Consider the following 24669-nt stretch of genomic DNA (forward strand, 5'->3'; position numbering starts at 1 on the left):
GCGCGCCTAGTCCACCGGCGGGAAGACCGTGTTGACCACGGCCTGCTGCTCGGCCTCGTGCCGCTTGGCCGAGCCGGCCGCCGGCGAGGAGGAGGCCGGGCGCGACACCCGGGTGAAGGGCCGGTCCAGCTGCTCGGAGAAGACCAGCGCGACGAACGGCCAGGGGCCCATGTTCGCCGGCTCCTCCTGCACCCACAGCACCTCGCCGGCGTTGGGGAACGCCGCCAGGCGCCGCCGGATCTCCTCCACCGGCAGCGGGTAGAGCCGCTCCACGCGCAGGACGGCGGTGTGCTCGTCGCCGGTGCGGTCGCGCGCACCGTCCAGGTCGTAGAAGACCTTGCCGGAGCACAGCACCACCCGGCGCACCTTCTGCGGGTCCACCTTGGGGTCGTCGATGACCGGCTCGAACGACCCGGTGGTGAAGTCCGCCGCCGCCGAGGTGGCCTGCTTGGCGCGCAGCATCCACTTGGGCGTGAACACCACCATCGGCCGCCGGTAGCCCGACTTGGCCTGCCACCGCAGCAGGTGGAAGTAGCTGGCCGGGGTGGTCGGCATCGCCACGGTCATGTTCTCCTGCGCGCACTGCTGCAGGAAGCGCTCGACGCGGGCCGAGGAGTGGTCCGGGCCCTGGCCCTCGTAGCCGTGCGGCAGCAGCAGGGTGACGCTGGAGCGCTGGCCCCACTTCTGCTCGCTGGAGCTGATGTACTCGTCGATGATGCTCTGGGCGCCGTTGACGAAGTCGCCGAACTGGGCCTCCCAGCACACCAGCGCGTCCGGGCGCTCCACCGAGTAGCCGTACTCGAAGCCCAGCGCCGCGTACTCGCTGAGCAGCGAGTCGTGCACGTAGAACTTGGAGGTGCCCCGGTCGAACCGCTTGAGCGGGGTGTGCACCTGGCCGGTGGCCTTGTCCACCAGCGAGGCGTGCCGCTGGCCGAAGGTGCCGCGGCGGCTGTCCTGGCCCACCAGGCGGACCGGGTGGTCGTCCATCAGCAGTGAGCCGAAGGCGAGCAGCTCGCCGGTGGCCCAGTCGATGGTGTCCTCCTCGACCACCTTGGCGCGGCGCTGCAGCTGCGGCAGCAGGCGCGGGTGGGCGGTGAACCCCTCGGGCAGGTCGGTCTGGGTGGAGATGATCTCCTTGACCGCCTGCTCGGAGATGGCCGTGGAGACCTGGGCGTGGTCGAGCCGGCCCTCGTCGAAGACCTCGGGCTTGACCACCGAGCCCGGCTCGATCGGCTTCTTGTCGGCCTCGCGGGTCTCGGCGAAGGCGCGCTCCAGCTCCTGCTGGTACTCGCGCAGCGCCTGCTCGGCCTCCTCCATGGTGATGTCGCCGCGCCCGACCAGCGCCTCGGTGTAGAGCTTGCGGGTGGACCGCTTGGCGTCGATCAGCTCGTACATCAGCGGCTGGGTGAAGTGCGGGTTGTCCGACTCGTTGTGCCCGCGGCGGCGGTAGCACACCAGGTCGACCACGACGTCCTTGTTGAACGCCTGCCGGTAGGCGAAGGCCAGCCGGGCCACCCGCACCACGGCCTCCGGGTCGTCCCCGTTGACGTGGAAGATCGGCGCCTGCACCATCCGCGCCACGTCGGTGGCGTAGATGCTGGAGCGGCTGTCGGCCGGGGAGGTGGTGAAGCCGACCTGGTTGTTGACGATGACGTGCACCGTGCCGCCGGTGCGGTAGCCCCGCAGCTGCGACAGGTTGAGCGTCTCGGCCACCACGCCCTGGCCGGCGAACGCGGCGTCGCCGTGGATGAGCAGCGGCAGCACGGTGAACCCGTGCGGGCCCTTGTCGAGCACGTCCTGCTTGGCGCGGACGATGCCCTCCAGGACCGGGTCGACCGTCTCCAGGTGGCTGGGGTTGGCCGCCAGCGAGATCGCGATCTTCTCGCCGTCCGCCGTGGTGAAGGTGCCCTCGGTGCCCAGGTGGTACTTGACGTCGCCGGAGCCGTGCGCCGAGCGCGGGTCCAGGTTGCCCTCGAACTCGCCGAAGATCTGGCCGTAGGACTTGCCGCAGATGTTGGCCAGCACGTTCAGGCGGCCGCGGTGGGCCATGCCGATGACGACCTCGTCCATCGCGGACGAGGCGGCCTGGGAGATGACGCCGTCCAGCAGCGGGATGAGGGACTCGCCGCCCTCCAGGGAGAAGCGCTTCTGCCCGACGTACTTGGTCTGCAGGAACGTCTCGAAGGCCTCGGCGCTGTTCAGGCGGCGCAGGATGTGCAGCTGCTCATCGCGGTCGAGCTTCTCGTGCTCGCGCTCGACGTGCGACTGGATCCACTCCCGCTCCTCGGGGGACTGGATGTGCATGTACTCGATGCCCACCGTGCGGCAGTAGGTGTCGCGCAGCACGCCCAGGACGTCGCGGAGCTTCATGACCGGCTTGCCGCCGAACCCGCCGGTGGGGAACTCGCGCTCCAGGTCCCACAGCGTCAGCCCGTGCTGGAGCACGTCCAGGTCCGGGTGGCGGCGCTGCTTGTACTCCAGCGGGTCGGTGTCGGCCATCAGGTGGCCCCGGACCCGGTAGGCGTGGATCAGCTCCTGCACCCGGCTGGTCTTGTCCAGCTGCTGGGAGGTGTCGACCGAGATGTCCTGCGTCCAGCGGACCGGCTCGTAGGGGATCCGCAGGGAGGCGAAGATCTCGTCGTAGAAGCCCTCCTCGCCCAGCAGCAGCTGGTGGATCCGCTTGAGGAACTCGCCCGACTGCGCACCCTGGATGATCCGGTGGTCGTAGGTCGAGGTCAGGGTCATGACCTTGCTGATGGCCAGCCGGTTCAGGGTCTCAGGGGAGGTGCCCTGGAACTCGGCCGGGTACTCCATCGACCCGACGCCGATGATCGCGCCCTGGCCGGGCATCAGACGCGGGACCGAGTGCACGGTGCCGATGCCGCCGGGGTTGGTCAGGCTGATCGTGGTGCCCTGGAAGTCGGGGACACCGAGCTTGTTGTTGCGGGCCTTGCGGACCAGCTCCTCGTAGGCGCTCCAGAACCCCTTGAAGTCCAGGGTGTCCGCGGCCTTGACCGAGGGGACCACCAGCTGCCGGGAGCCGTCCGGCTTCTGCAGGTCGATGGCGAGGCCGAAGTTGACGTGCTCGGGCTTGGCCACCCCGGGCTTGCCGTCGACCTCGACGTAGGAGTGGTTCATCTCCGGCATCGACTCCAGGGCCTTGACCATGGCGTAGCCGATGATGTGGGTGAACGACACCTTGCCCCCGCGCGCGCGGCGCAGGTGGTTGTTGATGACGATGCGGTTGTCGAAGAGCAGCTTCACCGGCACGGCCCGCACGGAGGTGGCGGTCGGCAGCGCGAGGCTGGACTCCATGTTGGTGGCGGTACGGGCCGGTGCGCCGCGCAGTCGCTCCTCGGTGACCTTCAGCGCCTCGTCGGCGGGGGCGGAGGAGGACTCGGAGCCCGCCGCGGGCTTCTTGCCGCCGCCGGAGGCCGGGGCGGCGGGCGCCTTTCCGTTGCCCTTGGCGGGTGCACCCGTGGCCGACGGTGCACCCGAGGAGCCGGACGCGGCGGACCCGGGCTTGGCGGAGCCGGACTTGTAGTCGGCGAAGAAGTTCCACCACGCCTTGTCAACGGAGTTCGGGTCGTTCAGGTACTTCTGATAGAGCTCCTCGACCAACCACTCGTTCGGGCCGAAATCTGTCAGGGGTTGAGACGCCTCAGACGACACGGCGGAGATCGCCCTCTTCCGCAGCTCGCTTGTGAATGTATGGATATGGAGATGGCCGCTTACGCAGGGCGGGCTCGGTGCGCGCCAGCATCCGCAGGCGGCGTGGACGCTTCGCCCGGCCAGCAATCTCGGTAACAGGCTAGCTGTACAGGCACGAAGATGCCGCCCCCAGGCCGACAGTGGACTGGGAGATACCTAACAATCATTCACAAACTCGGGTCGCCGTGCGAGCGCGGCGCGAGGGGCGCGGGCGTCGCGACCTCCCGCTCTTCCAGGGGTTGGAGCGCTCCGCCGCGGCTCAGGAGACCATGCCCGGCGGCGCCCCGGTCCAACCCGGGGCGCCCGGAAGAATTTCTTCGGAACCTGACACGGATGCCCGGCGTCACACCTGGTGTGCGCGGCCGGGCAGGACGGCCGTTCCCAAGGCCGGCGGGACACGGGGGTTCCGCCGGACGAGGGGGCGGGTCCGGCCGCGCACGACCTCTTCCCGCGGGCGGGCCCCGTCTTCCCCGGACGTCCCGTGCGGCGGCCGTCCCGGCGCCGCGCGGCCACGGCCGCCCCGCTCAGGGCGGGCGCCCGCCCGGCGCCCGTGCTCAGAGCTTGGCGTGGTCCCAGCTGGCAGTCCGCTCCTCGCGGATGAAGACCGCCACCCTCTTGCGCCCTGCGCGTTCGATCTCCCCGCGCGCGCCCGCCGCCTCCAGGTCCTCTTCGGCGGTGCCGGTCATCGCGGCGGTCACGGCGGTGCCCACCCGGCGGACCTCCTCGGGGTCGTCCGTGGTCTCCGCGGTGCCCCGGATCATCAGCCCGCGCAGCTCGCCGTAGTCCTCGCCGTCCTCGACCAGGCACGTCACGCGCGGATCGCGGCGCAGGTTCACCGCCTTCTGGGAGGCGGCGTAGGTCCAGAAGGCGAGGCGGCCGCCGACCAGGGCGTAGAAGAGCGTGGACAGGTGCGGCGCCCCGTCCGGGCCGACGGTCGCCACCTGCACCTTCCGGTTGGCGGTCAGGAACGCCTCCCGCTCCTCGGGGGTCATGGTGATCTGCGCCCTGCGGTCGCGGCCCTGCCCGGCCTGCCCGGCCTGCCCGCCGCTGGGGCCCGTTCGCCCGGAATCCTCCACGTCGCCTCCTCCTCGGCCGCTTCCTCCGCGGTCCCTCGTCCCCTCATCCGTCGCCCCTCGCCGGCCCCATTGTGACGGGGGCCACTGTTCCGCCTCCCGGCGGGGGTGCCCGGACCGCATGCGGGCTCCGTGCAGAGAACCCTGCACGCGCGGCCGAATCCCCGCGCCCAAGGGGCCGGGAAGTGCGGATCGGTGCGTTCTCGGCGAATCCCCGGCGCCGGGAGACATCCGCTCTTAGCATGGCGGAACGAACCCAGGGAGGTCCGTAACAGTGAGGGAGTTCGGGGAGCTAGAAGCAGCGATCATGGACGCGCTCTGGAGCGCCGACGGGCCCCTCCCCGTGAGGGAGATCCGTGCCCGCATGCACTACGGGCGCGACGTCGCGTACACGACCGTGATGACCGTGACCACCATCCTTTTCCACAAGGGACTCCTGTGCCGAGAGAAGGCCGGTCGTGCTTGGCTCTACCGGCCGGCGCAGAGCCGCGCCGAGTACTCGGCCCGCATCATGGGCGAGGTCTTCAGCGGGTGCGGCGACCCGCGCGCCACCATCCTCCACTTCGTGGAGGAGATCAGCGCCGAGGACCGCCTGCGCCTCGCCGACGCCCTGAGCGAGTGCCGCACGCGCGCGGCCGACCGGGGGGTCGCGAGCTGAGGCGCGGCCACTGAGACACGGCGGCTGAGACAACGCCGGTACCGGTCCGGTCCGGGGCCGCGCCCGCAGGCGGCCCACCACACGCGGAGGCCGCGCGTCTATGCTGCCCCTGTGGAAGAACCCCTTGTGGAACGCATGCGCGCCTACGGCGAGACCGTCTTCGCGGAGATGAGCCGCCTGGCCGCCGAGACCGGAGCGATCAACCTCGGGCAGGGCTTCCCCGACACCGACGGGCCCCGCTCGCTGCTCGACGCCGCCGTCGGCCACATCCGCGGCGGGGTCAACCAGTACCCGCCCGGCCCCGGGCGCCCCGAGCTGCGCACGGCCGTGGCCGCCGACCGCGCCGAGCGGTTCGGCCTGGAGTACGCCCCCGACGGGGAGGTCTACATCACCGTCGGCGCCACCGCCGGCATCGCCGCCTCGGTCCTGGGCACCGTCGAGCCCGGGGACGAGGTCGTGCTCTTCGAGCCGATGTACGACTCCTACGCCGCCGTGGTCTCGCTGGCCGGCGGGGTGCGCCGCCCCGTGCCGCTGCGCCCCGGCCCCGACGGGCGCTTCACCTTCGACGCGGCCGAGCTGCGAGCCGCCGTGGGCCCGCGCACCCGGATGGTCGTCGTCAACACCCCGCACAACCCCACCGGCACCGTGTTCACCCGCGGCGAGCTGGAGGAGATCGCCGCCGTGTGCCGGGAGCACGACCTGATCGCGCTCACCGACGAGGTCTACGAGCACCTGGTCTTCGACGGCGCCGAGCACGTGCCCCTGGCCTGCCTGCCCGGGATGCGCGAGCGCACCCTGTCGGTGTCCTCGGTGGGCAAGACCTTCTCGGTCACCGCCTGGAAGACCGGCTGGGTGATGGGCCCGGCCCCGCTCGTGCGCGCGGTGCAGACGGTCAACCAGTTCCTCACCTTCACCGCCAACGGCGCGCTCCAGTTGGCCGTCGCCGACGCCTTGACCGGCGAGCGCGCGTGGGTGCGCGCCCAGCGCGAGGCCCTGCAGTCCAAGCGGGACCGCCTGTCGGAGGGCCTGGAGCGGGCCGGTTTCGGCGTCCTGCGGCCGCAGGGCACCTACTTCGTCATGGCCGACGTGCGCCCGCTCGGCTACAAGGACGGCCTGGAGCTGGCCCGGGCCCTGCCCGGCACCGCCGGGGTGGCCTGCGTTCCGGCCCAGGTCCTCTACGACCGCGTGGAGGAGGGCCGCCACCTGGTCCGCTTCGCCTTCTGCAAGCGCGACGAGGTGCTCGACGAGGCCGCCGGCCGGCTCGTGCGCGCCTTCGCCCCCTGAGGCGCGCCTCCCGTCCGCCGTACCCCCGCCTCCCGCCCGCCGTCCACCGATGCCGAAAGACGCGACCATGACCACGCCCGCCCCCGCCATGCCCGCCGACCTGCTCGCCGCCGCCGAGGCCGCCAAGGGCTTCATGCCCGAGGAGGAGGGGCTGGCGCTGTACGAGGCCGCCCACGCCTACGCCCCCCTCGGCCCCGTCCTGGAGATCGGCACCTACTGCGGCAAGTCCACCGTCTACCTGGCCGCCGCGGCCCGGGCCCGCGGGGCGACCGTGGTCACCGTCGACCACCACCACGGGTCCGAGGAGCACCAGCAGGGCTGGGAGTACCACGACCCCTCCCTGGTCGACCCGCGCACCGGGCGCCTCGACACCGTCGGGGAGTTCCGCGGCACCATGGCCGCGGCCGGGGTGGAGGACACCGTCGTCGCGGTGCTCGGCCGCTCGGCCGACGTGGCCCGGCTGTGGGGGCGCCCCCTCGGCCTGCTCTTCATCGACGGCGGCCACACCGAGGAGGCGGCCCAGGCCGACTACGAGGGGTGGAGCCCGCACGTGGCCCCCGGCGGGGCGCTGGCCATCCACGACGTCTTCCCCGACCCGGCCGACGGCGGGCGCCCGCCCTACAACGTCTACCGCCGCGCCCTGGACTCCGGGGCCTTCACCGAGGTCGCGGCCCAGGGGTCGCTGCGGGTGCTGCGGCGCCTGGGCTGAGCCGCCCGCGCCCGCCCCGGCGGCGCCCGGCGCACCCGGGCGCCGCCGGTGGATGCGCACCGGTGTGGCGTGCGCACGCAGAGCCCCGAACGCATAGGCTTCGTTGCGGGAAAACGACGACGAACGAGGCGCGAACGAGGGGTGCAGGCACACGTGACCACCAACGCTGCGGGACAGGTCGGTCAGTACACACTCGACAACGGGCTACGGCTGGTCACCGCCCCCGCGGCGACCGGGCAGGTGGCCGCGGTCAACCTCTGGTACGGGGTGGGCTCGCGCCACGAGGTGCCCGGCAAGACCGGCTTCGCCCACCTGTTCGAGCACCTGATGTTCCAGGGCAGCCGCAACGTCGCCAAGGGCGAGCACTTCGACGCCGTCGAGCGGCTGGGGGGCGAGATGAACGCCTCCACCTCCACCGACCGCACCAACTACTTCGAGACCGTGCCCGAGCACGCGCTGGACCTGGCGCTGTGGCTGGAGGCGGACCGGCTGGCCACCCTGCGCGAGGGGATGAGCCAGGAGGTGCTGGACAACCAGCGCGACGTGGTCAAGAACGAGCGCCGCCAGCGCTACGACAACGCCCCCTACGGCACCGCCCTGGAGCGCATCCTGCGCCTGGGCTACCCCGAGGGCCACCCCTACCACCACCCCACCATCGGCTCCATGGCCGACCTGGACGCCGCCGACCTGGAGTACGTGCTCTCCTTCCACCGGCTCCACTACGGCCCGGACAACCTGGTCCTGACCGTCGTCAGCGACCTGGACCCCGAGGACGTGCGCGAGCGGGCCGAGCGCTACTTCGGCTCCATCCCCGTGCGCGAGCAGGTGCCGCAGGCCCCCGACGCGGCGCTGTCCGGGCCCATCGGCGGACCGGTGCGCGACACCGTCACCGAGGCCGTCCCCGCGGCCGGGGTGTTCCTGGGCTACCGGGTCGCCCCCTACGGCGACCGCGAGTTCGACGCCATGCACCTCGCCTCGGCCGTGCTCGGCCAGGGGCAGGGCAGCCGGCTCTACCGCCGGCTGGTCATCGAGCGCGAGCTGGCCGCCCCCGGCGACGCCGCCGACCTGCTCCCGTTCCGCTACACGCCCAGCCTGATGCTGGTCAACATGATCGCCCGCGAGGGCGTGGACGGCGACACCCTCGAGGCCGCCATGCTGGAGGAGGTCGAGAAGCTGGCCGCGGGCGTCGACGAGGCCGAGCTCGACCGCGCCCGCGCCATCCTGGAGCGCGACCACCTGCAGGCCGTGTCCACCCCGTCCGGCCTCGCCGACGAGCTGGGCAGCTGCACGCAGCTCTTCGGCGACCCCGAGCTGGCCTTCACCTGGCCCGAGCGCTGGTCCGGCATCGGCCCGCGGGAGGTGGCCGACGCCGCCGCCCGGCTGCTGACCGCCGAGAACCGGCTCACCGTCCGGTTCGACCCCGAGGAGGCGCCCGAGGCCTCCCCGGCGCCCGCCTGACCGCCGCCGAACAGCGCCGACGAACCGACCAGCCGAAGATAGAGAGACATCGTGAGCCAGCTGCAGCCCCGCCCGGTCCTCGGTGACCCCCGCCCCTACACCTTTCCGCGCCACACCCGGCTGCGCGTCGGCGGCGGCGAGATCGTCGCCCTGAACGTGCCCGGCCAGAAGTACGCCTCGATCCGCCTCGTCCTGCCCAACGGCGGCGCCTACGAGCCCGCCGAGCGCCGCGGCGTCACCCTGCTGACCGGCGAGGCGCTGGAGGACGGCGTCCACGGTGACAACTCGCTCGCCCCCGAGCTGGAGCAGCACGGGGCCGACTGGGTCTGCTACGCCACCTGGGACAGCTTCGTGGCCGGGGTCGACGCCCCCACCACCCGCATCGGCGACGCCACCCGGCTGTTCGCCGAGGCGGTGCGCACCCCCGCCCTGCGCGACGAGGACGTGCTGCGCCGCCGCGAGCAGGTGCTGGAGGGCTTCTGGCTGGAGGCCTCCCGCCCCTCCCGCCTGGCCATGCGCGCCATCGGCGGCCAGCTGTTCGGCGGCCGCTACGCCACCCCGCTCAGCGGCGCCCCGGTCGCCCTGCAGGACGTCACCCCCGACATGGTGCGCGACTTCCACGCCTCCACCGTCGCCGCCTCGGCCGGCACCCTGGTGGTCGTGGGCGACCTGGACGGGGTGGACCTGGAGGAGATGGGCCGCACCGTCTTCGGCGGCGCCGAGGCGGCGCGGCGGCCCGCCGAGAGCGCCCCCGCCCCCGCCGCGCACGAACTGCCGCGGGTGCTGCTGGTGGACCGGCCCGACTCGGTGCAGTCGGCGGTCGTGCTGGCCCAGCGCGCGCCCTCGCGCGCGCAGATCGACCTGCCGCGCGCCGACGGCATGAGCGAGGTCCTGGGCGGCATGTTCACCTCCCGCCTCAACCTGGAGCTGCGCGAGCGCCTGGGCTACACCTACGGCGTGGGCAGCCGCTTCGACCTGCGCCGGGACAGCGGGGTGTTCCTGATCAGCACCCAGGTGGACACCCCCACCACCGCGCCGTCGGTCACCGCCGCGCTGGAGCAGATCCGGCTGCTGCAGGAGGGCGGCGTGCGGGCCGAGGAGCTGGAGGCGGTGCGCCAGTCCAACACCGTGGGCCTGCCGGTCACCTACTCCAACGCCCGCAGCATGGCGCACGCGCTGGTCGAGATGGTCGTGCACGACCTGCCCGAGGACCACGTGGACCGGCTGCGCGCCGGGTTCGACGCGCTCACCGCCGCCGACCTGGACTCCGCCGCGCGCGAGTACCTGGACCCCGCGGCGATGGCGCTGATCGTGGTCGGCGACGCCGCCCGGCTCAAGGACCCGCTCGGCGAGGCCGGGTTCGGCGAGGTCGACGTGCGCGATCCGGAGAACCTGTGGAACTGAAGTGAACAGAGGGGAACCGAACGGCGCCGCGGTGCGTCCCACCCCTCGCAAGGACCCTCGCCGGACCGGCCCCGGCCCGGCGGCGCACCCGCGCCGCCGGGCCCGGGCGGGCGGCCGTGGCGGATGACCCATGTCACGGTATGCGCCCGCATGGGACGCGGTCGGCGGGACATAACAGAAGCGAACCCAAGTGGCCGTGATCCGGTATCCGCTCGTTCGGATGCGCCCATGAGCTGATATAACGAGTGATCCGAGCAGGAATCGCCGCGACCGCGACCGCACGTGCCCGCAGGAGGCCGCCATGGCCCTCGACCAGACCCGCTGAGTGACCGTGTCCTCCATCGAGAACCCAGAAGCAGAGCGGCCGGAGCGGCCGCGCGAGTCGTCGCGCTCGGGAACCCTTCAGGCGCCTCCCGAGGAGCGCGTGCTCAAGGGGCGCTACCGGCTGCACGAGGAGATCGCCCGGGGCGGGGTGGGCACGGTCTGGCGCGCCACCGACGAGGTGCTCGACCGCGAGGTCGCCGTCAAAGAGCTGCGGCTGGCCACCGACCTCACTGACGAGGAGCGCGAGTCGCTGCTGCGCCGCACCACCCGCGAGGCGCGGGTGGCGGCCCGGCTGAGCCACCCCGGCGTGGTCACGGTGCTGGACGTGGTGGACGAGGACGACCGCCCCTGGATCGTCATGGAGCTGGTCGTCGCCTCCACCCTCTCCGAGATCATCCGGATGGCGGGGCCGCTGCCCTACCAGCGGGTGGCCGAGATCGGGCTGCAGCTCATCGACGCCCTCAAGGCCGCCCACGACGAGGGCATCGTGCACCGGGACGTCAAGCCGGACAACGTGATGATCAGCGAGGGCGGCCGGGTGGTGCTCACCGACTTCGGCCTGGCCGCCTGGTCCGGGGAGTCCGCGCTGACCACCTCCGGGCGGATCGTCGGCTCGCCCTCCTACATCCCGCCCGAGCGGGCCAAGGACGGGCCGGTCGGGCCCGAGTCCGACCTGTGGTCGCTGGGCGCCACGCTGCACACCGCCGTCGAGGGCCATCCGCCCTACGACCGCAAGGGCTACATCCGCATCCTCAAGGGCGTGGAGCTGGAGGAGCCGCCGGAGGCCGAGCACGCCGGGCCGCTGGCCCCGGTGCTGGCCGGGCTGCTGCGGGTGCAGCCGGCCGACCGGCTCACCGCCGAGAGCGCCACCAAGATGCTGCGCATCGCGGCGCTGGCGCCCTGGGCGCCGGAGACCAGCCCGGAGACCGCGGCCCGGTCGGCGGCCCAGTCCGGCCAGACCGGCGCCGAGCCGGTGGTGCCGCACCAGGGCGAGGCGCCCGGTGACAGCGGCGGCCAGGGGCGCGCGCCCCGGCAGGCCCGGGCGTCCGACGACGAGGCCCTGGAGGGCGGGGACGGAGAGGACGGCGGGGACGCTGAGGACGACGCCTCGGAGTCGGCCCGAGAGCACTTCCGGCAGGGCGCGCACGTCCTGCGCAGCTCGCTTCAGGAGTCGGTCTCCGAGTCCGTCTCCCACCTGCACGAGCGGCTGCAGCGGCACCGCCCCGAGTCGGTCGGGTACCTGCTGACCTCGATCCGCGAGTCCACCGACACCCTGGGGCTGACCAGCTCGGGCAAGCACCGCGGCGGCAGCCGGCTGCCCAAGGCGGTGGCGGTGGCCGCGGGCGTGCTGGCGCTGCTCGCGGTGGTGCTCTGGGCGCTGCTGTTCCGCTGAGCCGTGCCGCCGGGCACCCCGGCCCCCGGGCAGGGGCCCAGGCGCACCGGAGACACCGAACGGGGGCGCAGGCACCGGCCTGCGCCCCCGTCTCACGTCCGCGGTAGGGCCGGCGGGATTCGAACCCGCACTGTATGCGACCTAAACGCATTGCCTCCTAGCCGATTGGGCTACGGCCCCGGGCCCTGCGCGCACCCGCCCCCGCGTCCCTGGTGGGGCGGTGGGAGGGCGGTGCGTCTCAGAAGCGTACGTCCGAGAATGGCACCACCCGCCGACCCGCCGCAAGTTCACCGGCAGGGGCGCTCACAGCCCCAGTTCGCGCTTGACCCGGTCCACGTGGCCGGTGGCCTTCACGTTGGAGAAGGCCTTCTCCACGGCCCCGTCGGTGCCGATGACGAAGGTCGAGCGGATGACGCCCTGGACGACCCGGCCGTAGTTCTTCTTCTCACCGAAGGCCCCGTAGGCCTTGAGGACGCCCTTGTCGGGGTCGCCGAGCAGGGGGAAGGTCAGGCCCTCCTTGTCGCGGAAGGCCGCCAGCTTCTCGGGGGCGTCGGGGGAGATGCCCAGGACGGTCAGCCCGGCGCCGTCGAAGTCGCGCAGGTTGTCGCGGAAGTCGCAGGCCTCGGTGGTGCAGCCGGGGGTCATCGCGGCGGGGTAGAAGTACAGCACCACCCGCTTGCCGGTGGAGGCCAGCACCTCGCTCAGCCGCACCTCCTTGCCGTCGGCGTCGGGCAGGGCGAAGTCGGGGGCGGCGTCGCCCGGCTGCAGGCGGGTGTTCGCGTCGGTCACGGCGGTCCTCGGAATCCTTCTCGCTCGTGTGGGACTCCTCCCAGGGTAGAGGGGCCCGGGGAGGGGGTTCCGCCGGGCGCCCGCGGGTACCGGCCGGTAGGGCCCGGTACGGTCCGGCGCCGCGCATCGCGTAGGGTCGGACGGATCCCAGTCCGGTCCCCATCTTGTGGCGGGGCGCGGCATGCGTAGACTCGTCCGTCACACGCACCCCTCCGCCGACCACCCAACCGTTCGGGAGCTCACCGACGATGGCCGAATACACCTTGGACGATGTGCGCGAGCGCACCTGCCGCACGCGGGACTCGTGGTGGACGGTGGCGTTCGTCGATCCGCTGGCGGTGCGCCTGGTGCGGACGCTCGCCAACCGCACCGGGGTGACCCCCGACCAGCTCACCGTGGGCGCGCTGTTCCTGGGGCTGGGCGCCGCCGCGTGCTTCGCGATCGGCTCCGCGCCGCTGCTGGTCGCCGGGGCGGTGCTGTACTACCTGTGCTTCCTGCTGGACTGCATGGACGGCAAGCTGGCGCGGCTGACCGACTCCGAGACCCTGTTCGGGTCCTGGATGGACTACGTCTTCGACCGGTTCCGGGTGCTGGTCTGCGCGATCGCGCTGATGGGCGGCCAGTACGTGGCCGGCGGCGGGGTGGTGTTCGTCTGGATGGCGCTGGCGGTGGTCTTCACCGACATGCTGCGCTATCTGAACGCGCTGCAGGTGTACAAGATGCGGCGGGAGATGCGCTCGCGCATCGCCGGGGTGCTGGAGCGGGCCCGCGCCGAGCTGTCCATGCTCGACGACGGGGGCGCGGACGGCGGAGTCGGCGGCGGCCGGGCGCCGATGAGCGACCAGGGCGAGCAGGCCGTGCTGCGGCACGGCATCTCGGTGCTGGAGCAGCTGCTGCACACGCACACCGAGAAGGAGACCCGCCAGGACCGGGTCGCCGGCAAGCAGCCGGACGTGCACGTGATCCGCCCGCTGCCGCCGGTCGACCTGCACCACGAGTTCCGTTCGCGGTTCCCCTGGTACCAGCGGATCTGGGACGCTCTGAAGGCCCGCCGGGTGCGCACGCACCTGGTGAGCGGGATCGAGTTCCAGATCGCGGTGTTCGTGCTGGCACCGCTGGCGGGGGCCCTGGCGCCCGCCTCGATCGTCGGGATCACGGTGGTCGCGGGCGTTTTGCTCCTCGCGTTCGAGATCGCCATCATCTATAAACTGTGGTTGTCCACGCGGGACTACTTCCGTGTCGTGGACGGCATCGAAGGCGCGCTGGGATTCACGCGGCAGCCGGGGCAGGGATCGGCTCCCGAGCCGGTCGCGGAGTCGTCCCAGTCGACCCCGCGGTAGCGGAAGACAGCCCTGCGGTAGCGGAAGGAAGCACTGTATGGAGGCACGCGACCCCGCGGGGGCGCGCCGGGACCCGGCCGGGGTGCAGGCCGAGATCGAACAGGTGCAGCGCCGGCTCGCCGAAGCGATGGACGAGATCGCCGACCGGGCCAAGCCCGCCAATGTGGCGCGGCGGAGCGCCGACCGGCTGCGGGACGCCGGAGGGCGCCTGGCCGACGAGGCCCGGGCCCTGGTGTCCGGAGGAACGGTGCGCCTGGACAGCCGGACCGAGGAGCCCCCCGAGGGCAGCGTCCGGCTCAAGGGCGAGGACGAGGTGGTCTCCACCTACACCACGCGCGGCCAGCTGCCCCCGGAGGCGATGATCCTGGGGGTCGGCCTCGGCGCGGTGGTCGTGGTCGGCGTGGTGGCGCTGGCGCGCCGCAGGCGCCGCGGCCGCTGAGCGGTCCGCCCATCTGAACGCGACGACGCGGCGGGGAGGCACCTCCCCGCCGCGTCGTGTGTCCGCAGTCCTCTGCCTGCACTCCTCTGAAGGCGGCTCGGACACCCGCACGACGTCCCCTGAGCCGCTCACCGAGGCCGCCGAAACCCGTCTTGCGCGGGCCCCGGCTGCTCGGCGCTCCGGGACCGTTCCTCTCGTCCCCTCAGAGCCTCCGCAACGCTCAGAGGCGCCCGACTCCTGCGGACACCGTGAGGACGCCCCGCACGGTGGCCAGCTCACCGGCGGACCGATCGCAGGGCTGCGGCCACCCGACCGAACCGGCGGCGACCTCAGTGCCGGGGTGTCCAGGAGGTCGGCGCGGTGCGGAGCACGGAGGCGGCGGCCTTTGCAGGCGGCCGGGTGCGGGCTCCGTCGAGTGCCACCGCCCGCGCTGCCCGGGACAGGTCTACCGGCGGGGAGCCTTCCCCACGGCTCACAGGAACGTGCGGCCCTCGCCCCGGTAGGTGGGCACAGTGCGCACGACATGCGGCTCGGGGCCGTCCAGGCCCTCGATCAGGTGGAGCTCGTCGAAGCGCTCGCACATCTCCCCGGCCTTGGCGTGGCGCATCCAGACCCGGTCGCCGACCTCCAGACCGTCGGCGGCGGGGCCGAGCAGGGGCGTCTGCACCTCCCCGGCGCCCTCCGTGGGGCTGTAGGAGAGCCCCTCGGGAAGGTAGGGCTGGGGCAGACGGTCCCGGTCGCCGGTGCCCGAGGCCAGGTAGCCGCCGCCCAGGGCGGTGGCCACCCCCGGGGCGGGGCGGCGCACCACCGGCAGCGCGAACAGCGCCGCCGGGCGCCGGTCCACCCCGCTGTAGTGGTCGAACAGGCGCGGCTGGTAGAGCCCGGACCCGGCCGCCACCTCGGTCACGGCGTCCTCCCGGGAGGTGGTGGACAGGCTTCCGGTGCCGCCGCCGTTGACGAAGCGCACGGGGGCCACGGCGCGCACCGCCTCGGCGATGGCGGCCCGGCGGGCGGCCAGCTCGCGCCGGGACAGCGCCTGTGCCCAGCGCAGAGTGCGTCCGTAGAGCGGGCGGCCGGGCGGGGCGTCGCCCACCCCGGCGATCTGCGCCTCGTAGGCCATGATGCCCTCCAGGCGCAGTCCGGGGCGGCGCAGCACGGCGCGGGCCAGCGCGGCGGCGTGCGCGGGGGAGCGCAGCGGGGAGCGGTGCGCGCCCACCCGCAGGCGCGGGCCGAGCGGCTGCCAGCTGGTGTCGACGTCGATGCAGACCTTGACCGGGCGGACGGGGTCGGGGGCGGCCGCGGTGATCAGGTCGAGGTGGGCGGTGGAGTCGACCATCAGGGTGATGCGCTCGGCGGCGCCGGGGTCGGCGGCCAGCGCGGCGATCCCGGCGCGGTCGGCGGTGGGGTAGGCGACCAGGACGTCGTCGTCGACGGGCCCGTCCGGCCCGGACACCAGCCACAGGGCCTCGGCCAGGGTGAAGGCCATGATCCCGGAGAAGCCGGGCAGCGCCAGGGCCTCGCGCAGCAGGGCGCGGGACCGCACGGACTTGCTGGCCAGGCGGATCGGGGTGCCCGCGGCGCGGCGGGCCAGGTCGGCGGCGTTGGCGCGGAAGGCGTCCAGGTCGACGGCGGCGAAGGGGGGCGTCAGGCCCGCGGTGGCCGCGTCGTAGGTTTCGCGAGCGCTTCTCATGACCGGAGCATGCCATATTTCATGAAAAGTGTTCACGTCTGCCCCCTCCGGGTGCGCCCGGGTGCGTCGCGGGTGTGGCGTGCGGCCTGATGCGGACGGAGCGGCCCCCGCGGGCGCCGGTCCCGGCTACCCTGGAGGATCGCTGCTGACCAGCAGGTCCTCGTCCCCGATGGAGCGCGCCGCAGACCATGAACGACCGTGAATTCGTGCTCACGCTGTCCTGCCCCGACGGCCGCGGCATCGTCGCCGCCGTGGCGAACCTGCTCTCCGGTCACGGGTGCACCATCACCGAGAGCCAGCAGTTCGGCGACCCCTACACCGGCCGCTTCTTCCTGCGCACCCAGTTCGAGGCCGAGGAGCACGACGGGGCGGGGCCCACCGGGGAGGACCGGCTGCGCGAGGCCTTCGCCCGGATGGCCGCCGGGCTCCCGTCTCCGGCGGGGGACGCCGACCCCACCGTGGAGTGGCGGCTGTGGAAGCGCACCCGCAGGCCGCGGATGCTGGTGATGGTCTCCAAGTTCGGGCACTGCCTGAACGACCTGCTCTACCGGGGGCGCAGCGGGCTGCTGGAGGCCGACATCGCGGCCGTGGTCTCCAACCACCCGGACCTGGGCTTCCTCGCCGACTCCTACGGGGTGGACTTCCACCACCTGCCCGTGGCGCCCGAGACCAAGGAGGAGCAGGAGCGCAGGGTGCTGGAGCTGGTCGACACCTACGACGTCGACCTGGTGGTGCTGGCGCGGTACATGCAGGTCCTCTCCGAGGAGCTGTGCACCAAGATGTCGGGGCGGATCATCAACATCCACCACTCGTTCCTGCCGAGCTTCAAGGGGGCGCGGCCCTACCACCAGGCGCACGCGCGCGGGGTGAAGCTGGTCGGCGCGACGGCGCACTACGTGACGGCCGACCTGGACGAGGGGCCGATCATCGAGCAGGAGGTCGCGCGGGTCGACCACACGCACAGCCCTGAGCAGCTGACGGCGCTCGGGCGCGACCTGGAGTCGGTGGCCCTGGCCCGCGCGGTCAACTGGCACGCCCAGCGGCGGGTGCTGCTCAACGGGTCGAAGACCGTGGTGTTCCGCTAGACGGCCATCGAGGCCGCCCCGGCCTGACCGAGTGGACGTGACCGGGCGGGTCGGTGATCCATCGTGATCGATAGTGGTGATCCCGCCGCTATCGATGCGTGCCGGTGCGCCACCGGCCCATCCGTGGGGCCGGCCGGCAGGGCGTCGGCCGGCGAAGGGTCCACCACGCCGGTGGACACCGTCGTGTGCTCCGAACTCACCGGCACCCCGCCACGTGACGAGCGGTCGGTCGTTCCCTGAACCGGGCGAGGCGTCACGCGGAGCGAGGGGTCGACCCGGGCATCGCCTCCGGGCGGTGCGGCAGAACGCGATCGGAGCGTGGGGCGGCTTCCTGCCGGCACCTGTCGTGCCTCCTGAGTCTCTCCGAGAGCCGTGGCCTCGTCCGGGGCGCGCGCACGATCGACGACCGAGACCGGGCCGCCCGCTTTCCGTCGTTTTGCCATTTATTACTTTTCGATAATTCAATGCGACTCTCCGTAGCAGTAGTGTGCGATTCGTGTCCCGTAGTGGCGCGTTCCGGGGTCCGGTCTCAGGGGGAGCCGGACGCGCGCCGAGGGAACGGGGGAGCATCCATGGGTGCCGAAGAGAAGTGGGACGACGCCGTCGGCAAGGCCAAGGAGGGCATCGGCAAGGTCACCGGTGACGAGGGGACCGAGGCCGAGGGCAAGGCCGACCAGGCCAAGGCGGGCTTCAAGGAGGCGGCCGAGAACGCCGCCGACGAGGTCAAGGAGAAGGCCGGCGAGGCCGCCGACAAGATCAAGGACGTCTTCAAGCGCTGATCGCGCGGCAGGGCATCGGCCGTGGAGCAGGGGGGATCGCAGTGACCGAGGTGCACAATCGCGAGGGGACCGACTCCAAGGTCCCGGAGGCGCGCGGCGACCAGCGCGCGCCGGAACGGACGCGTGGACAGGGGCGTGACCTGGTGACCGAGCAGGGGCGGACCGAGATCGCCGACCACGTGGTCGCCAAGATCGCCGGAATGGCCGCCCGCGAGGTGCGCGGCGTGTTCGCGATGGGCGGCGGCGCCGCCCGCGCCTTCGGCGCGGTGCGCGACCGGATCGCCTCCAGCACGGGCGGCGACAGCGACGCGGGGTCGGCCTCGCGCGGGGTCTCGGTCGAGGTGGGCGAGCGCCAGGCGGCCGTCGACATCGACCTGGTGGTCGAGTACGGGGCGTCCATCCCCGACCTGGCCGCGGCGGTGCGGCGCAACGTCGTCGGCGCGGTGGAGCGGATGACCGGGCTGGAGGTCACCGAGGTGAACGTCAGCGTGGACGACATCCACCTGCCCGACGACGACAAGGCCTCCGACTCCGACGACGAGGCGCCGAGGGTGCAATGACCGTGCAGCCGCCCAGGGGCGACGAGACGATCGCGGCCGCGCGGCGCGTGGCCGAGCGGGCGCTGGGGGTGCCGGACGTGGTGGAGCTGTCCGCCGGGTCCTACGGCACCACGGCGACCCTCGGGGCGGGGGTGCGCGTGAAGGGGGTCTCGGTGCAGCGGGACGAGGTCCGGGTGGGCGTGGTGGTCCGGTACGGCCGCCCGGTCCCCGAGATCGCGTCCGAGGTCCGCGAGGCGGTCCGCGCCGAGGTCCCCGGCCGCGTGGTGCACGTCGAGGTCGAGGACGTGGTCGCCGGAGCGACCTGACCGGGCCGGGGCGGACGCCGCCCCGGGCGCCGGGAGGCCGGCTCCGCGACGGGGCGGCGGGCGCGGTGCCCGTCGGCGCCGACCGGCGGTCCCGGCCGACGTCGCCGTCCCTCGGAGCGGGGCGGTGTGCAGGCGCGGCAGCGCCGTCCGTCCCGGGGGGCGGGCGGCGGCCGGCCGGACCGCGGGGGAGCGGTGGCGGGGCCGCGCAGAGCCGTAGAGGAGGGGATCGGGATGTGGGCGATCGTGGGACTGTCCTTCGGGACCGTTCTCGCACTCGCCGGAGCGTTCGGCGGGCTCGGGGCGTTCCTGCTGGTGTTGGTGCTGGGTGCGGCGGGCTTCATGGCCGGACGGGCCTATGAGGGCGAGCTCGACCTGGCCGAACTGTTCACTCGGCGCACATGAGCGGGCCGACGATGGAAGCGGGGACGACGGATCCCGGGCAGGCCGCGCCTCCGGCGCCGGCGGTCCCGGGGCAGCGCCCGGCCGCCCGGGGGCGCCACGCGGCCCCGGGCGACGCGGAGGGGCGCGGGCGCACGCACATCCCGGCGCACGTGGTCGAGAAGATCGCGGCCCGGGTCGCGCGGGAGGTCCCGGGCGCCTGCTCGGCACGGGCCCAGGCCCGGGTGCGGGACGGGACGGCGGTGCTCAGGCTCGGCATCGCGGCGGTCTATCCGACGCCGCTGCGCCGCACCTGCGCGGCGGTGCGCGAACGCGTCACCGCCCGGGTCGCGGCCCTGACCGGGCTGGCGGTGCCCCAGGTGGACATCGAGGTCAACGAACTGAAGCGCACCAAGGGAGCGCGGTGAGGCCGGGACTGTCGGCCGGCGAGGGGCCGGACGCTCGGCGCGGGGGTCTGCTCCCGTCACCGTGTCGACCAGGTCGGCGTCGGGATGAGCTCCTGCCGGTGGCCTCGGCGGCAGGGGCGAGGTTCGCCCCGGTTGCCGTGCTCCGCTGCCCGGGACGATGGGCGTTCCGGCATGAGCGCACTCGCGCTCCGCGTTCGACCGTGCGGCCAGGGCGCGCGTCCGGAAGCGGCGCGGCCCGCACAAGCCCGGGCTCTCGGCTCGTCGAAGCGGAGCCGGACCCGGCGATCCGCTCCGGGCCGCTCCAGACTGCGCCGCGCCGCCGGGTGTCCGCCGCAGCGGCCGGTCCCTTCGGGGCCACCGTACGGCGTGACCGGTGTGGCCGGACGGCTGCTCAGAGCGTCGAGGCCACAGGAGTCGAGCGGGGGGACCGTCCTTCGGGCCACGGCCCGCGGGGCATCGCCGTGCACGAACGCATCCGTTCCTACAAGGGGAGGCGACGATGACGACCGTTGAGGACGCGGTGGGGCGCACCGGCACGGCCGACGTGCGCCGCGCGCGTCGGGCCGCGCGCAGGACGTTCCGTCCGCGCCGCTCCTGGCCGGCCGTGCTCGCCGCCGTACTGCTGCTGGCGGCCGCGGTCCTGGCCGCCGTCGTCGCGGTGTCGGTCGCCGCGGGCTCGCCGGTGCGGGTGCCCGCGGTCGCCGAGGCCGCGGAACGCGTCGCGCAGCTGAACTGGGGGCACCTGGCGGTTCAGGCCGTGGCCGGGGCCGCGGTCCTGGTCGGGCTGGTGCTGCTGGCCTTGGCGCTGCTGCCGGGCCGGGCCCGGTGGACGGCGCTGCGCACCGACGACGCGGACCTGGTGGTCGGGCTGTCCCGGCCGGCGCTGCGCCGGGCCGTCGCGGCGGCCGCACGGGGCGTGCCGGGCGTTCGCGGGGTGCACGCCTCGGTGCGGCGCCGCGCGGTGCGGGTGCGGGTCGACACCGACCTGCGCGAGGCCCCCGACCTGAGGGACGAGGTCCGGGCGGCCGTGGAGGACCGAGTGGACGAGCTCGCGCCGCTGCGGCGGCCCAAGGTGCGCGTCCGGGTACGGACGGCGAAGGCGTGAGGCTGCGATGAGCTGGGTGGGCAGGACGCGCCGGACGGCGCGCGGGAACCGTTGGGGACTGGCCGTGGTGGGCGTGGTGCTCGCCGTCGGCGGCGGCGCCGCGCTGGCCGCCGGCCAAGGGCTGTTCGGTGCCGGATGGGCCGGGACCGCCGTGGGCGAGGCGCCCGGGGCCGCCGGGCTGCCGGTACCGGACTGGCTGCCGTACGCGGTGGCGGCGGTGGCGGTCGTCGTGGCCCTGCTGGCGCTGCGGTGGCTGCTGGTGCAGCTGCGGGGCGACCGGGTGCGCCGCGTGATGCTGGAGCCCGAGGAGGGGAGCGGCCGTTCGGAGCTGGTCTCGGGTGCGGCCCAGGGGGCGGTCGAGGACGCCGTCGGCGGATACCCGGGGGTGCGCAGGGCCCGGGCGCGGATGCAGGGGTCGGACCGGTCGCCGAGGCTGCGCCTTGACGTGACCCTGGACGAGGACGCGGACGTGGTCGATGTGTGGTCCAGGGTGCGGGGGGAGGCCCTGACCGACCTGAGGGGGTCGCTGGAGGAGGACCGCCTGCCGACGGTGGTGCGCCTGTCCATGGCGGCCCCGAAGCGCAACCGTCCGCGCGTGGCATAGCCCCACCGGGCGGATGCGCCCGCGTAGGCCGAGGGCCCACGAGTCGACACAGGGGGCCCACGGTCCGGGGGAGGACATCGATAGTGGTGACTTCGCCACCCGATCGCACATCGGGTGGCGAAGTCACCACTATCGATGCTGGCGGAGCGCCCGCGGGCCCGTGGCGCCGTGCCGCCAAGGGCGCGCGGCGCCGGGGCGGTTCCGGGCACGGCGGCCCCTGATCGTCCTCTGCCGGTCAGTGCCGCCGGTCAGTGCCGCTGAGGCGGCAGGGTTCCCCTCACGCGATGGTGAGGCTAGGCTTACCTATGACCGCGCGGAGCTTTCTGTCGCGTGGTTCTCCCCGTGACGGCCGTGTGCCCCCGTGCGTGCCCAAGAGGTGTCCATGAAGAGCTGCCATCCGCTGGCCGGGGTCGTGCGCTGGATCAACGAGCGCACCCTCTACTTCAGCGTGCGGCTGGTCGCCCCCGGAGCCCCGGGGCCGGACGGCGAGGGGTGGATCCGCGCCGACCGCCTGCCCGAGCAGGTGCCCGGCCTCATCGACCTGCTCATGCGGCGGTCCTGCGAAGGGCACCGGACCGCGGCGGCGGCGTTCCTGGCCACCGACGTCGGGCGGCAGGTCCTCTGCTTCGCCTCGGCCAGCGCCTACCTGACCGGGCGCGCCCCCGAGCTCGCAGCCGAGCGCCTGTGGGTGCGCCCCGACGAGAACGGCCGCGTCGTCGAGGCGGCGGTCCGCCAGGGCACCGTGGGTGTCCTGCCCGGCGACCCGATGGCCCGCCGCCCCGGGGTGGTCGGGCTTCCCGGCGACCGCGCGCTCGACGAGTGGTTCACCGCCGGGGCGGCCGCGGTACTCGACCCGGTCGTGGACGCCGTCCGCGCCGCCACCCGGTTCGGGGCCCGTGCCCAGTGGGGGGTCATCGCCGACGCCCCGCACGCCGCACTGCTCGCGGCGGCCGAGGAGGTCGGCGCCGACCAGGCGGCCGCGTGGGACCGGGCCGCGCGCATCGTGGACCTGCTCAACCGGGACCGGGACCGTGTGGCGCCGCGCCAGCGCCCGTTCACGGTCGCGCTGGCGGGCCGCCCCGCCCACCGGCCGGAGCGCACGTTCCTGGTGAAGGGCGGGTGCTGCTTCTACTACCGGTTCGGGGACTCCACCTGCGCCGGCTGCCCCCTCAAGGGCGACGACGAGCGGGAGCGCCTGCTGCGCGAGCGCTTCGAACCCGAGTCGGCCCGGGCCTGAGGGGCCGGGGGAGGCGGGGAGCCAGTGGGTGCGGATCCGTCCGGACCGCCTGGTCGCCAAAGACCTGGGGTTCCAGCCCGCGGGCGGCTGACCCGGCCCGGGGGCGTCCCAAGCGCGGACATGCGCGGCGCAAGATTCCCCCTCGGTCCGCCACACGGCCTCCACAATGTCGGTGGCCGGGGCTAGCTTCAGGGCATGAGCGAGAACAGGAAAGTCTTCGTGAACCTGCCCGTGGCCGACCTCGACCGGTCCACGACCTTCTTCACCGACCTGGGCTTCGCGGTCAACCCGCAGTTCAGCGACGACAACGCCGCCTGTGTGGTGGTCAGCGACGAGATCTACGTGATGGTCCTGCTGCCGGAGTACTTCGGGCAGTTCACCAAGGAGCCCGCCACGGACACCTCCCGCAGCCGCGAGGTGATCGTGGCCCTGTCCGCCGAGAGCGCCGCCGAGGTCGACACCCTGACCGAGCGCGCCCGCGCCGCCGGCGGCACCGTCACCCGGGAGCCCACCGCCGACGGCCCGATGTACGGCAGCGCCTTCCTCGACCCCGACGGCCACCTGTGGGAGCTCATGTACATGGACATGAGCCAGGTCGGCTAGCGGCCCGGCCGCGGCGCCCGCGCCTGCCGGAGCCGGGCCGCCGTTACCGGGGTGCCGGAGCCGTGCCGTCGGGGCGGCGCGGTCAGCGGCGGTGGGCCCCCGACCTGCTCCACCGGGGGACCTCCGCGTTCGTCACGGCCCTGAGGACCCATTCGACGGGGCCGTAGGGGTGGCGGGCCGTCCACCACGCACTGGCCCCGACCTGGAGCAGGTAGATCCCCGCGGCGATGAGCAGCGTCGCGGCGGGAGGAACGCTGCCGACCAGGCCGAGCCCGACACCGGTGAACAGCAGGACGCACACCAGCGATTGGAGCAGGTAGTTGGTGAGCGCCGTCCGTCCGGCGGGGGCCACCGCGGCGGCGACGCGGCCGCCCGCACCGGTCCGGAAGAAGCGGAGCAGGGCCGCGGCGTAGGCGCCGGCCAGCAGCGGCGCGGTCAGGACCGCCACGGCCACGCCGGCCGCACTCGCCGTGCCGCCCACTCCGGCGAAGAACACCGACCCCGCCAGTCCGACCGGGAACCCGACCCACGGGAGCAGGCGCAGCGCGCGCTGGTGCGCACCGGGGTCGGCCAGCACCCGGTGCCGCCCGGCGGCCAAGCCGGCCAGGAACGCGGCGAAGGCCACCGGCCCCTGCATGCCGACCAGCGCGATCGCCATGTGCGGCAGCGAGCGGACGTGCTCGGCGACGAGGTCGAGCGGGCCGCCCGCGAGCGCGTCGGCCGTGCGCGCCCCGGCGGCCTCGGCGGCGCCGGTGACGGCCATGGCCAGGAACTGGACCGCGACCAGGGCGGTGATCACCCCGGCGGCGACGAGCGCGGTGCGCGGCCTGATGCGGTGTACGGCGAGCAGTAGGAGGCCGAGCAGGGCGTAGGTGCTCAGGATGTCGCCCTGGAACAGCAGCACCGCGTGCAGGAGGCCGATGACCAGGAGGGCCGCCAGGCGCCGGAGGAACCGCGGCCGGAAGTCCGACCCGTGGCGCCGGGCGGAGTCGACCTGCAGGGTGAAGCTGTACCCGAAGAGGAACGAGAAGAGCAGGTACAACTTCATCTCGAAGAACACGGCCGTGGTCCAGCGCGCGGCCCCGTCCACCGCGGAGGAGAACGCGGGGTCGTGGACCTGGTGGAAGGGGTATCCCGAGGCGAAGTAGCCGATGTTGACGACGAGGATCCCGAAGAGCGCGAAGGACCTCAGAGCGTCGACGTCGAGGATGCGCCGCGCTTCAGCGGGCGGGGGCGTCGTCGATGGTGCCGATGGTGCTGTGGACATGCCGACGACGCTACGGTCCAGGTTGGACGTACGTACATGAATATGG

Annotated in this window: 23 protein-coding genes and 1 tRNA gene; 18 read left to right on the plus strand and 6 right to left on the minus strand. The window is 73.7% G+C overall.

The features are described 5' to 3' along the window. Positions 1 to 6: 6 nt before the first annotated feature. Positions 7 to 3672, minus strand: coding sequence for a multifunctional oxoglutarate decarboxylase/oxoglutarate dehydrogenase thiamine pyrophosphate-binding subunit/dihydrolipoyllysine-residue succinyltransferase subunit (locus C892_RS0107900; protein ID WP_040685332.1), 3666 nt, complete (start codon positions 3670 to 3672; stop codon positions 7 to 9). Between the two features lie 593 nt (positions 3673 to 4265). Continuing rightward, positions 4266 to 4787: a TIGR03618 family F420-dependent PPOX class oxidoreductase gene (locus tag C892_RS0107905; protein ID WP_017556767.1), complete on the minus strand. Its 522-nt coding sequence runs from the start codon at positions 4785 to 4787 to the stop codon at positions 4266 to 4268. Between the two features lie 271 nt (positions 4788 to 5058). Here C892_RS0107905 and C892_RS0107910 point away from each other — a divergent pair, with 271 nt between their 5' ends. From C892_RS0107910 to C892_RS0107935, 6 genes are all read left to right on the plus strand, one after another. Next, positions 5059 to 5442: a BlaI/MecI/CopY family transcriptional regulator gene (locus C892_RS0107910; protein ID WP_017556768.1), complete on the plus strand. Its 384-nt coding sequence runs from the start codon at positions 5059 to 5061 to the stop codon at positions 5440 to 5442. Positions 5443 to 5577: 135 nt separating this feature from the next. Further along, positions 5578 to 6726, plus strand: coding sequence for a pyridoxal phosphate-dependent aminotransferase (locus C892_RS0107915; RefSeq protein WP_239647310.1), 1149 nt, complete (start codon positions 5578 to 5580; stop codon positions 6724 to 6726). A 67-nt stretch (positions 6727 to 6793) separates the two neighbouring features. Beyond that, complete coding sequence (locus C892_RS0107920) at positions 6794 to 7435, plus strand: class I SAM-dependent methyltransferase (protein WP_017539949.1); 642 nt, start codon at positions 6794 to 6796, stop codon at positions 7433 to 7435. 153 nt (positions 7436 to 7588) lie between these two features. After that, the gene (locus tag C892_RS0107925) at positions 7589 to 8893 is read left to right on the plus strand and encodes a M16 family metallopeptidase (RefSeq protein WP_017556770.1); all 1305 of its coding nucleotides are present in this window, start codon (positions 7589 to 7591) and stop codon (positions 8891 to 8893) included. Positions 8894 to 8944: 51 nt separating this feature from the next. Beyond that, positions 8945 to 10297: a M16 family metallopeptidase gene (locus C892_RS0107930; RefSeq protein WP_017539951.1), complete on the plus strand. Its 1353-nt coding sequence runs from the start codon at positions 8945 to 8947 to the stop codon at positions 10295 to 10297. A gap of 325 nt (positions 10298 to 10622) precedes the next feature. Then, the gene (locus tag C892_RS0107935; protein ID WP_193374754.1) at positions 10623 to 12014 is read left to right on the plus strand and encodes a serine/threonine-protein kinase; all 1392 of its coding nucleotides are present in this window, start codon (positions 10623 to 10625) and stop codon (positions 12012 to 12014) included. A 104-nt stretch (positions 12015 to 12118) separates the two neighbouring features. Here the strand turns inward: C892_RS0107935 and C892_RS0107940 are convergent. Then, positions 12119 to 12194: transfer RNA gene (locus C892_RS0107940), tRNA-Leu, on the minus strand. Positions 12195 to 12317: 123 nt separating this feature from the next. Further along, complete coding sequence (bcp, locus tag C892_RS0107945; protein ID WP_017556771.1) at positions 12318 to 12803, minus strand: thioredoxin-dependent thiol peroxidase; 486 nt, start codon at positions 12801 to 12803, stop codon at positions 12318 to 12320. Between the two features lie 248 nt (positions 12804 to 13051). On the opposite strand from bcp, the gene C892_RS0107950 reads away from it, so the two are divergent. Together C892_RS0107950 and C892_RS0107955 are read left to right on the plus strand one after the other, a co-directional pair. Next, positions 13052 to 14143 carry a CDP-alcohol phosphatidyltransferase family protein gene (locus C892_RS0107950; RefSeq protein ID WP_017539953.1) on the plus strand — a complete coding sequence of 364 codons (1092 nt, stop codon included), beginning with the start codon at positions 13052 to 13054 and terminating at the stop codon, positions 14141 to 14143. A gap of 37 nt (positions 14144 to 14180) precedes the next feature. Next, positions 14181 to 14582: a DUF3618 domain-containing protein gene (locus tag C892_RS0107955; RefSeq protein WP_017539954.1), complete on the plus strand. Its 402-nt coding sequence runs from the start codon at positions 14181 to 14183 to the stop codon at positions 14580 to 14582. Positions 14583 to 15054: 472 nt separating this feature from the next. Here C892_RS0107955 and C892_RS0107960 read toward each other — a convergent pair whose 3' ends face one another. Next, the gene (locus C892_RS0107960; RefSeq protein ID WP_017556772.1) at positions 15055 to 16272 is read right to left on the minus strand and encodes an alanine racemase; all 1218 of its coding nucleotides are present in this window, start codon (positions 16270 to 16272) and stop codon (positions 15055 to 15057) included. Positions 16273 to 16460: 188 nt separating this feature from the next. Here C892_RS0107960 and purU point away from each other — a divergent pair, with 188 nt between their 5' ends. The 10 genes from purU (at position 16461) to C892_RS0108010 (ending at position 23356) form a co-directional block, all read left to right on the plus strand. Beyond that, the gene (purU, locus tag C892_RS0107965) at positions 16461 to 17357 is read left to right on the plus strand and encodes a formyltetrahydrofolate deformylase (RefSeq protein WP_017556773.1); all 897 of its coding nucleotides are present in this window, start codon (positions 16461 to 16463) and stop codon (positions 17355 to 17357) included. A gap of 572 nt (positions 17358 to 17929) precedes the next feature. Then, on the plus strand, positions 17930 to 18136 hold the full coding sequence (locus C892_RS0107970) for a CsbD family protein (protein WP_017539957.1): 207 nt from the start codon (positions 17930 to 17932) through the stop codon (positions 18134 to 18136). Positions 18137 to 18177: 41 nt separating this feature from the next. Beyond that, positions 18178 to 18696, plus strand: coding sequence for an Asp23/Gls24 family envelope stress response protein (locus C892_RS0107975; RefSeq protein ID WP_017539958.1), 519 nt, complete (start codon positions 18178 to 18180; stop codon positions 18694 to 18696). Then, positions 18693 to 19001: an Asp23/Gls24 family envelope stress response protein gene (locus tag C892_RS0107980; protein ID WP_017539959.1), complete on the plus strand. Its 309-nt coding sequence runs from the start codon at positions 18693 to 18695 to the stop codon at positions 18999 to 19001. The genes C892_RS0107975 and C892_RS0107980 overlap by 4 nt, the downstream gene beginning before the upstream one ends. Positions 19002 to 19232: 231 nt before the next feature. Next, positions 19233 to 19403 (plus strand): hypothetical protein, encoded by a 171-nt coding sequence (locus tag C892_RS31750; protein WP_017539960.1) that lies wholly within the window; start codon positions 19233 to 19235, stop codon positions 19401 to 19403. Continuing rightward, entirely contained in the window at positions 19400 to 19807 is a 408-nt protein-coding gene (locus C892_RS0107990) for an Asp23/Gls24 family envelope stress response protein (protein WP_239647306.1), read from the plus strand. The genes C892_RS31750 and C892_RS0107990 overlap by 4 nt, the downstream gene beginning before the upstream one ends. A 499-nt stretch (positions 19808 to 20306) precedes the next feature. Continuing rightward, entirely contained in the window at positions 20307 to 20912 is a 606-nt protein-coding gene (locus C892_RS0107995; protein WP_017556775.1) for a DUF6286 domain-containing protein, read from the plus strand. A 7-nt stretch (positions 20913 to 20919) separates the two neighbouring features. Then, complete coding sequence (locus tag C892_RS0108000; protein ID WP_026124216.1) at positions 20920 to 21516, plus strand: hypothetical protein; 597 nt, start codon at positions 20920 to 20922, stop codon at positions 21514 to 21516. A 382-nt stretch (positions 21517 to 21898) separates the two neighbouring features. Further along, positions 21899 to 22753, plus strand: a complete 855-nt coding sequence (locus tag C892_RS0108005; RefSeq protein WP_017556777.1) for a hypothetical protein — start codon at positions 21899 to 21901, stop codon at positions 22751 to 22753. Between the two features lie 195 nt (positions 22754 to 22948). After that, on the plus strand, positions 22949 to 23356 hold the full coding sequence (locus C892_RS0108010; protein ID WP_239647307.1) for a VOC family protein: 408 nt from the start codon (positions 22949 to 22951) through the stop codon (positions 23354 to 23356). Positions 23357 to 23438: 82 nt separating this feature from the next. On the opposite strand, the gene C892_RS0108015 is transcribed toward C892_RS0108010, so the two are convergent. Continuing rightward, a complete protein-coding gene (locus tag C892_RS0108015; protein ID WP_017556779.1) occupies positions 23439 to 24623 on the minus strand; it encodes a DUF418 domain-containing protein in 1185 nt (394 codons plus the stop codon). Positions 24624 to 24669: the final 46 nt, after the last annotated feature.

Origin of the sequence: Nocardiopsis baichengensis YIM 90130 (assembly GCF_000341205.1) — a bacterium.
Lineage (GTDB): Bacteria > Actinomycetota > Actinomycetes > Streptosporangiales > Streptosporangiaceae > Nocardiopsis_A > Nocardiopsis_A halophila.

Bases quoted from the DNA above. Each gene is read 5' to 3' on its own strand.
- C892_RS0108015 (WP_017556779.1), bottom strand. From the start codon at position 24,623: ATGTCCACAGCACCATCGGCACCATCGACGACGCCCCCGCCCGCTGAA.
- C892_RS0107950 (WP_017539953.1), top strand. From the start codon at position 13,052: ATGGCCGAATACACCTTGGACGATGTGCGCGAGCGCACCTGCCGCACG.
- C892_RS0107960 (WP_017556772.1), bottom strand. From the start codon at position 16,272: ATGAGAAGCGCTCGCGAAACCTACGACGCGGCCACCGCGGGCCTGACG.
- C892_RS0107970 (WP_017539957.1), top strand. From the start codon at position 17,930: ATGGGTGCCGAAGAGAAGTGGGACGACGCCGTCGGCAAGGCCAAGGAG.
- C892_RS0108005 (WP_017556777.1), top strand. From the start codon at position 21,899: ATGAAGAGCTGCCATCCGCTGGCCGGGGTCGTGCGCTGGATCAACGAG.
- C892_RS0107990 (WP_239647306.1), top strand. From the start codon at position 19,400: ATGAGCGGGCCGACGATGGAAGCGGGGACGACGGATCCCGGGCAGGCC.
- C892_RS0107980 (WP_017539959.1), top strand. From the start codon at position 18,693: ATGACCGTGCAGCCGCCCAGGGGCGACGAGACGATCGCGGCCGCGCGG.
- C892_RS0108000 (WP_026124216.1), top strand. From the start codon at position 20,920: ATGAGCTGGGTGGGCAGGACGCGCCGGACGGCGCGCGGGAACCGTTGG.
- C892_RS31750 (WP_017539960.1), top strand. From the start codon at position 19,233: ATGTGGGCGATCGTGGGACTGTCCTTCGGGACCGTTCTCGCACTCGCC.
- C892_RS0107995 (WP_017556775.1), top strand. From the start codon at position 20,307: ATGACGACCGTTGAGGACGCGGTGGGGCGCACCGGCACGGCCGACGTG.
- C892_RS0107915 (WP_239647310.1), top strand. From the start codon at position 5,578: ATGCGCGCCTACGGCGAGACCGTCTTCGCGGAGATGAGCCGCCTGGCC.
- C892_RS0108010 (WP_239647307.1), top strand. From the start codon at position 22,949: ATGAGCGAGAACAGGAAAGTCTTCGTGAACCTGCCCGTGGCCGACCTC.
- C892_RS0107920 (WP_017539949.1), top strand. From the start codon at position 6,794: ATGACCACGCCCGCCCCCGCCATGCCCGCCGACCTGCTCGCCGCCGCC.
- purU (WP_017556773.1), top strand. From the start codon at position 16,461: ATGAACGACCGTGAATTCGTGCTCACGCTGTCCTGCCCCGACGGCCGC.
- C892_RS0107955 (WP_017539954.1), top strand. From the start codon at position 14,181: ATGGAGGCACGCGACCCCGCGGGGGCGCGCCGGGACCCGGCCGGGGTG.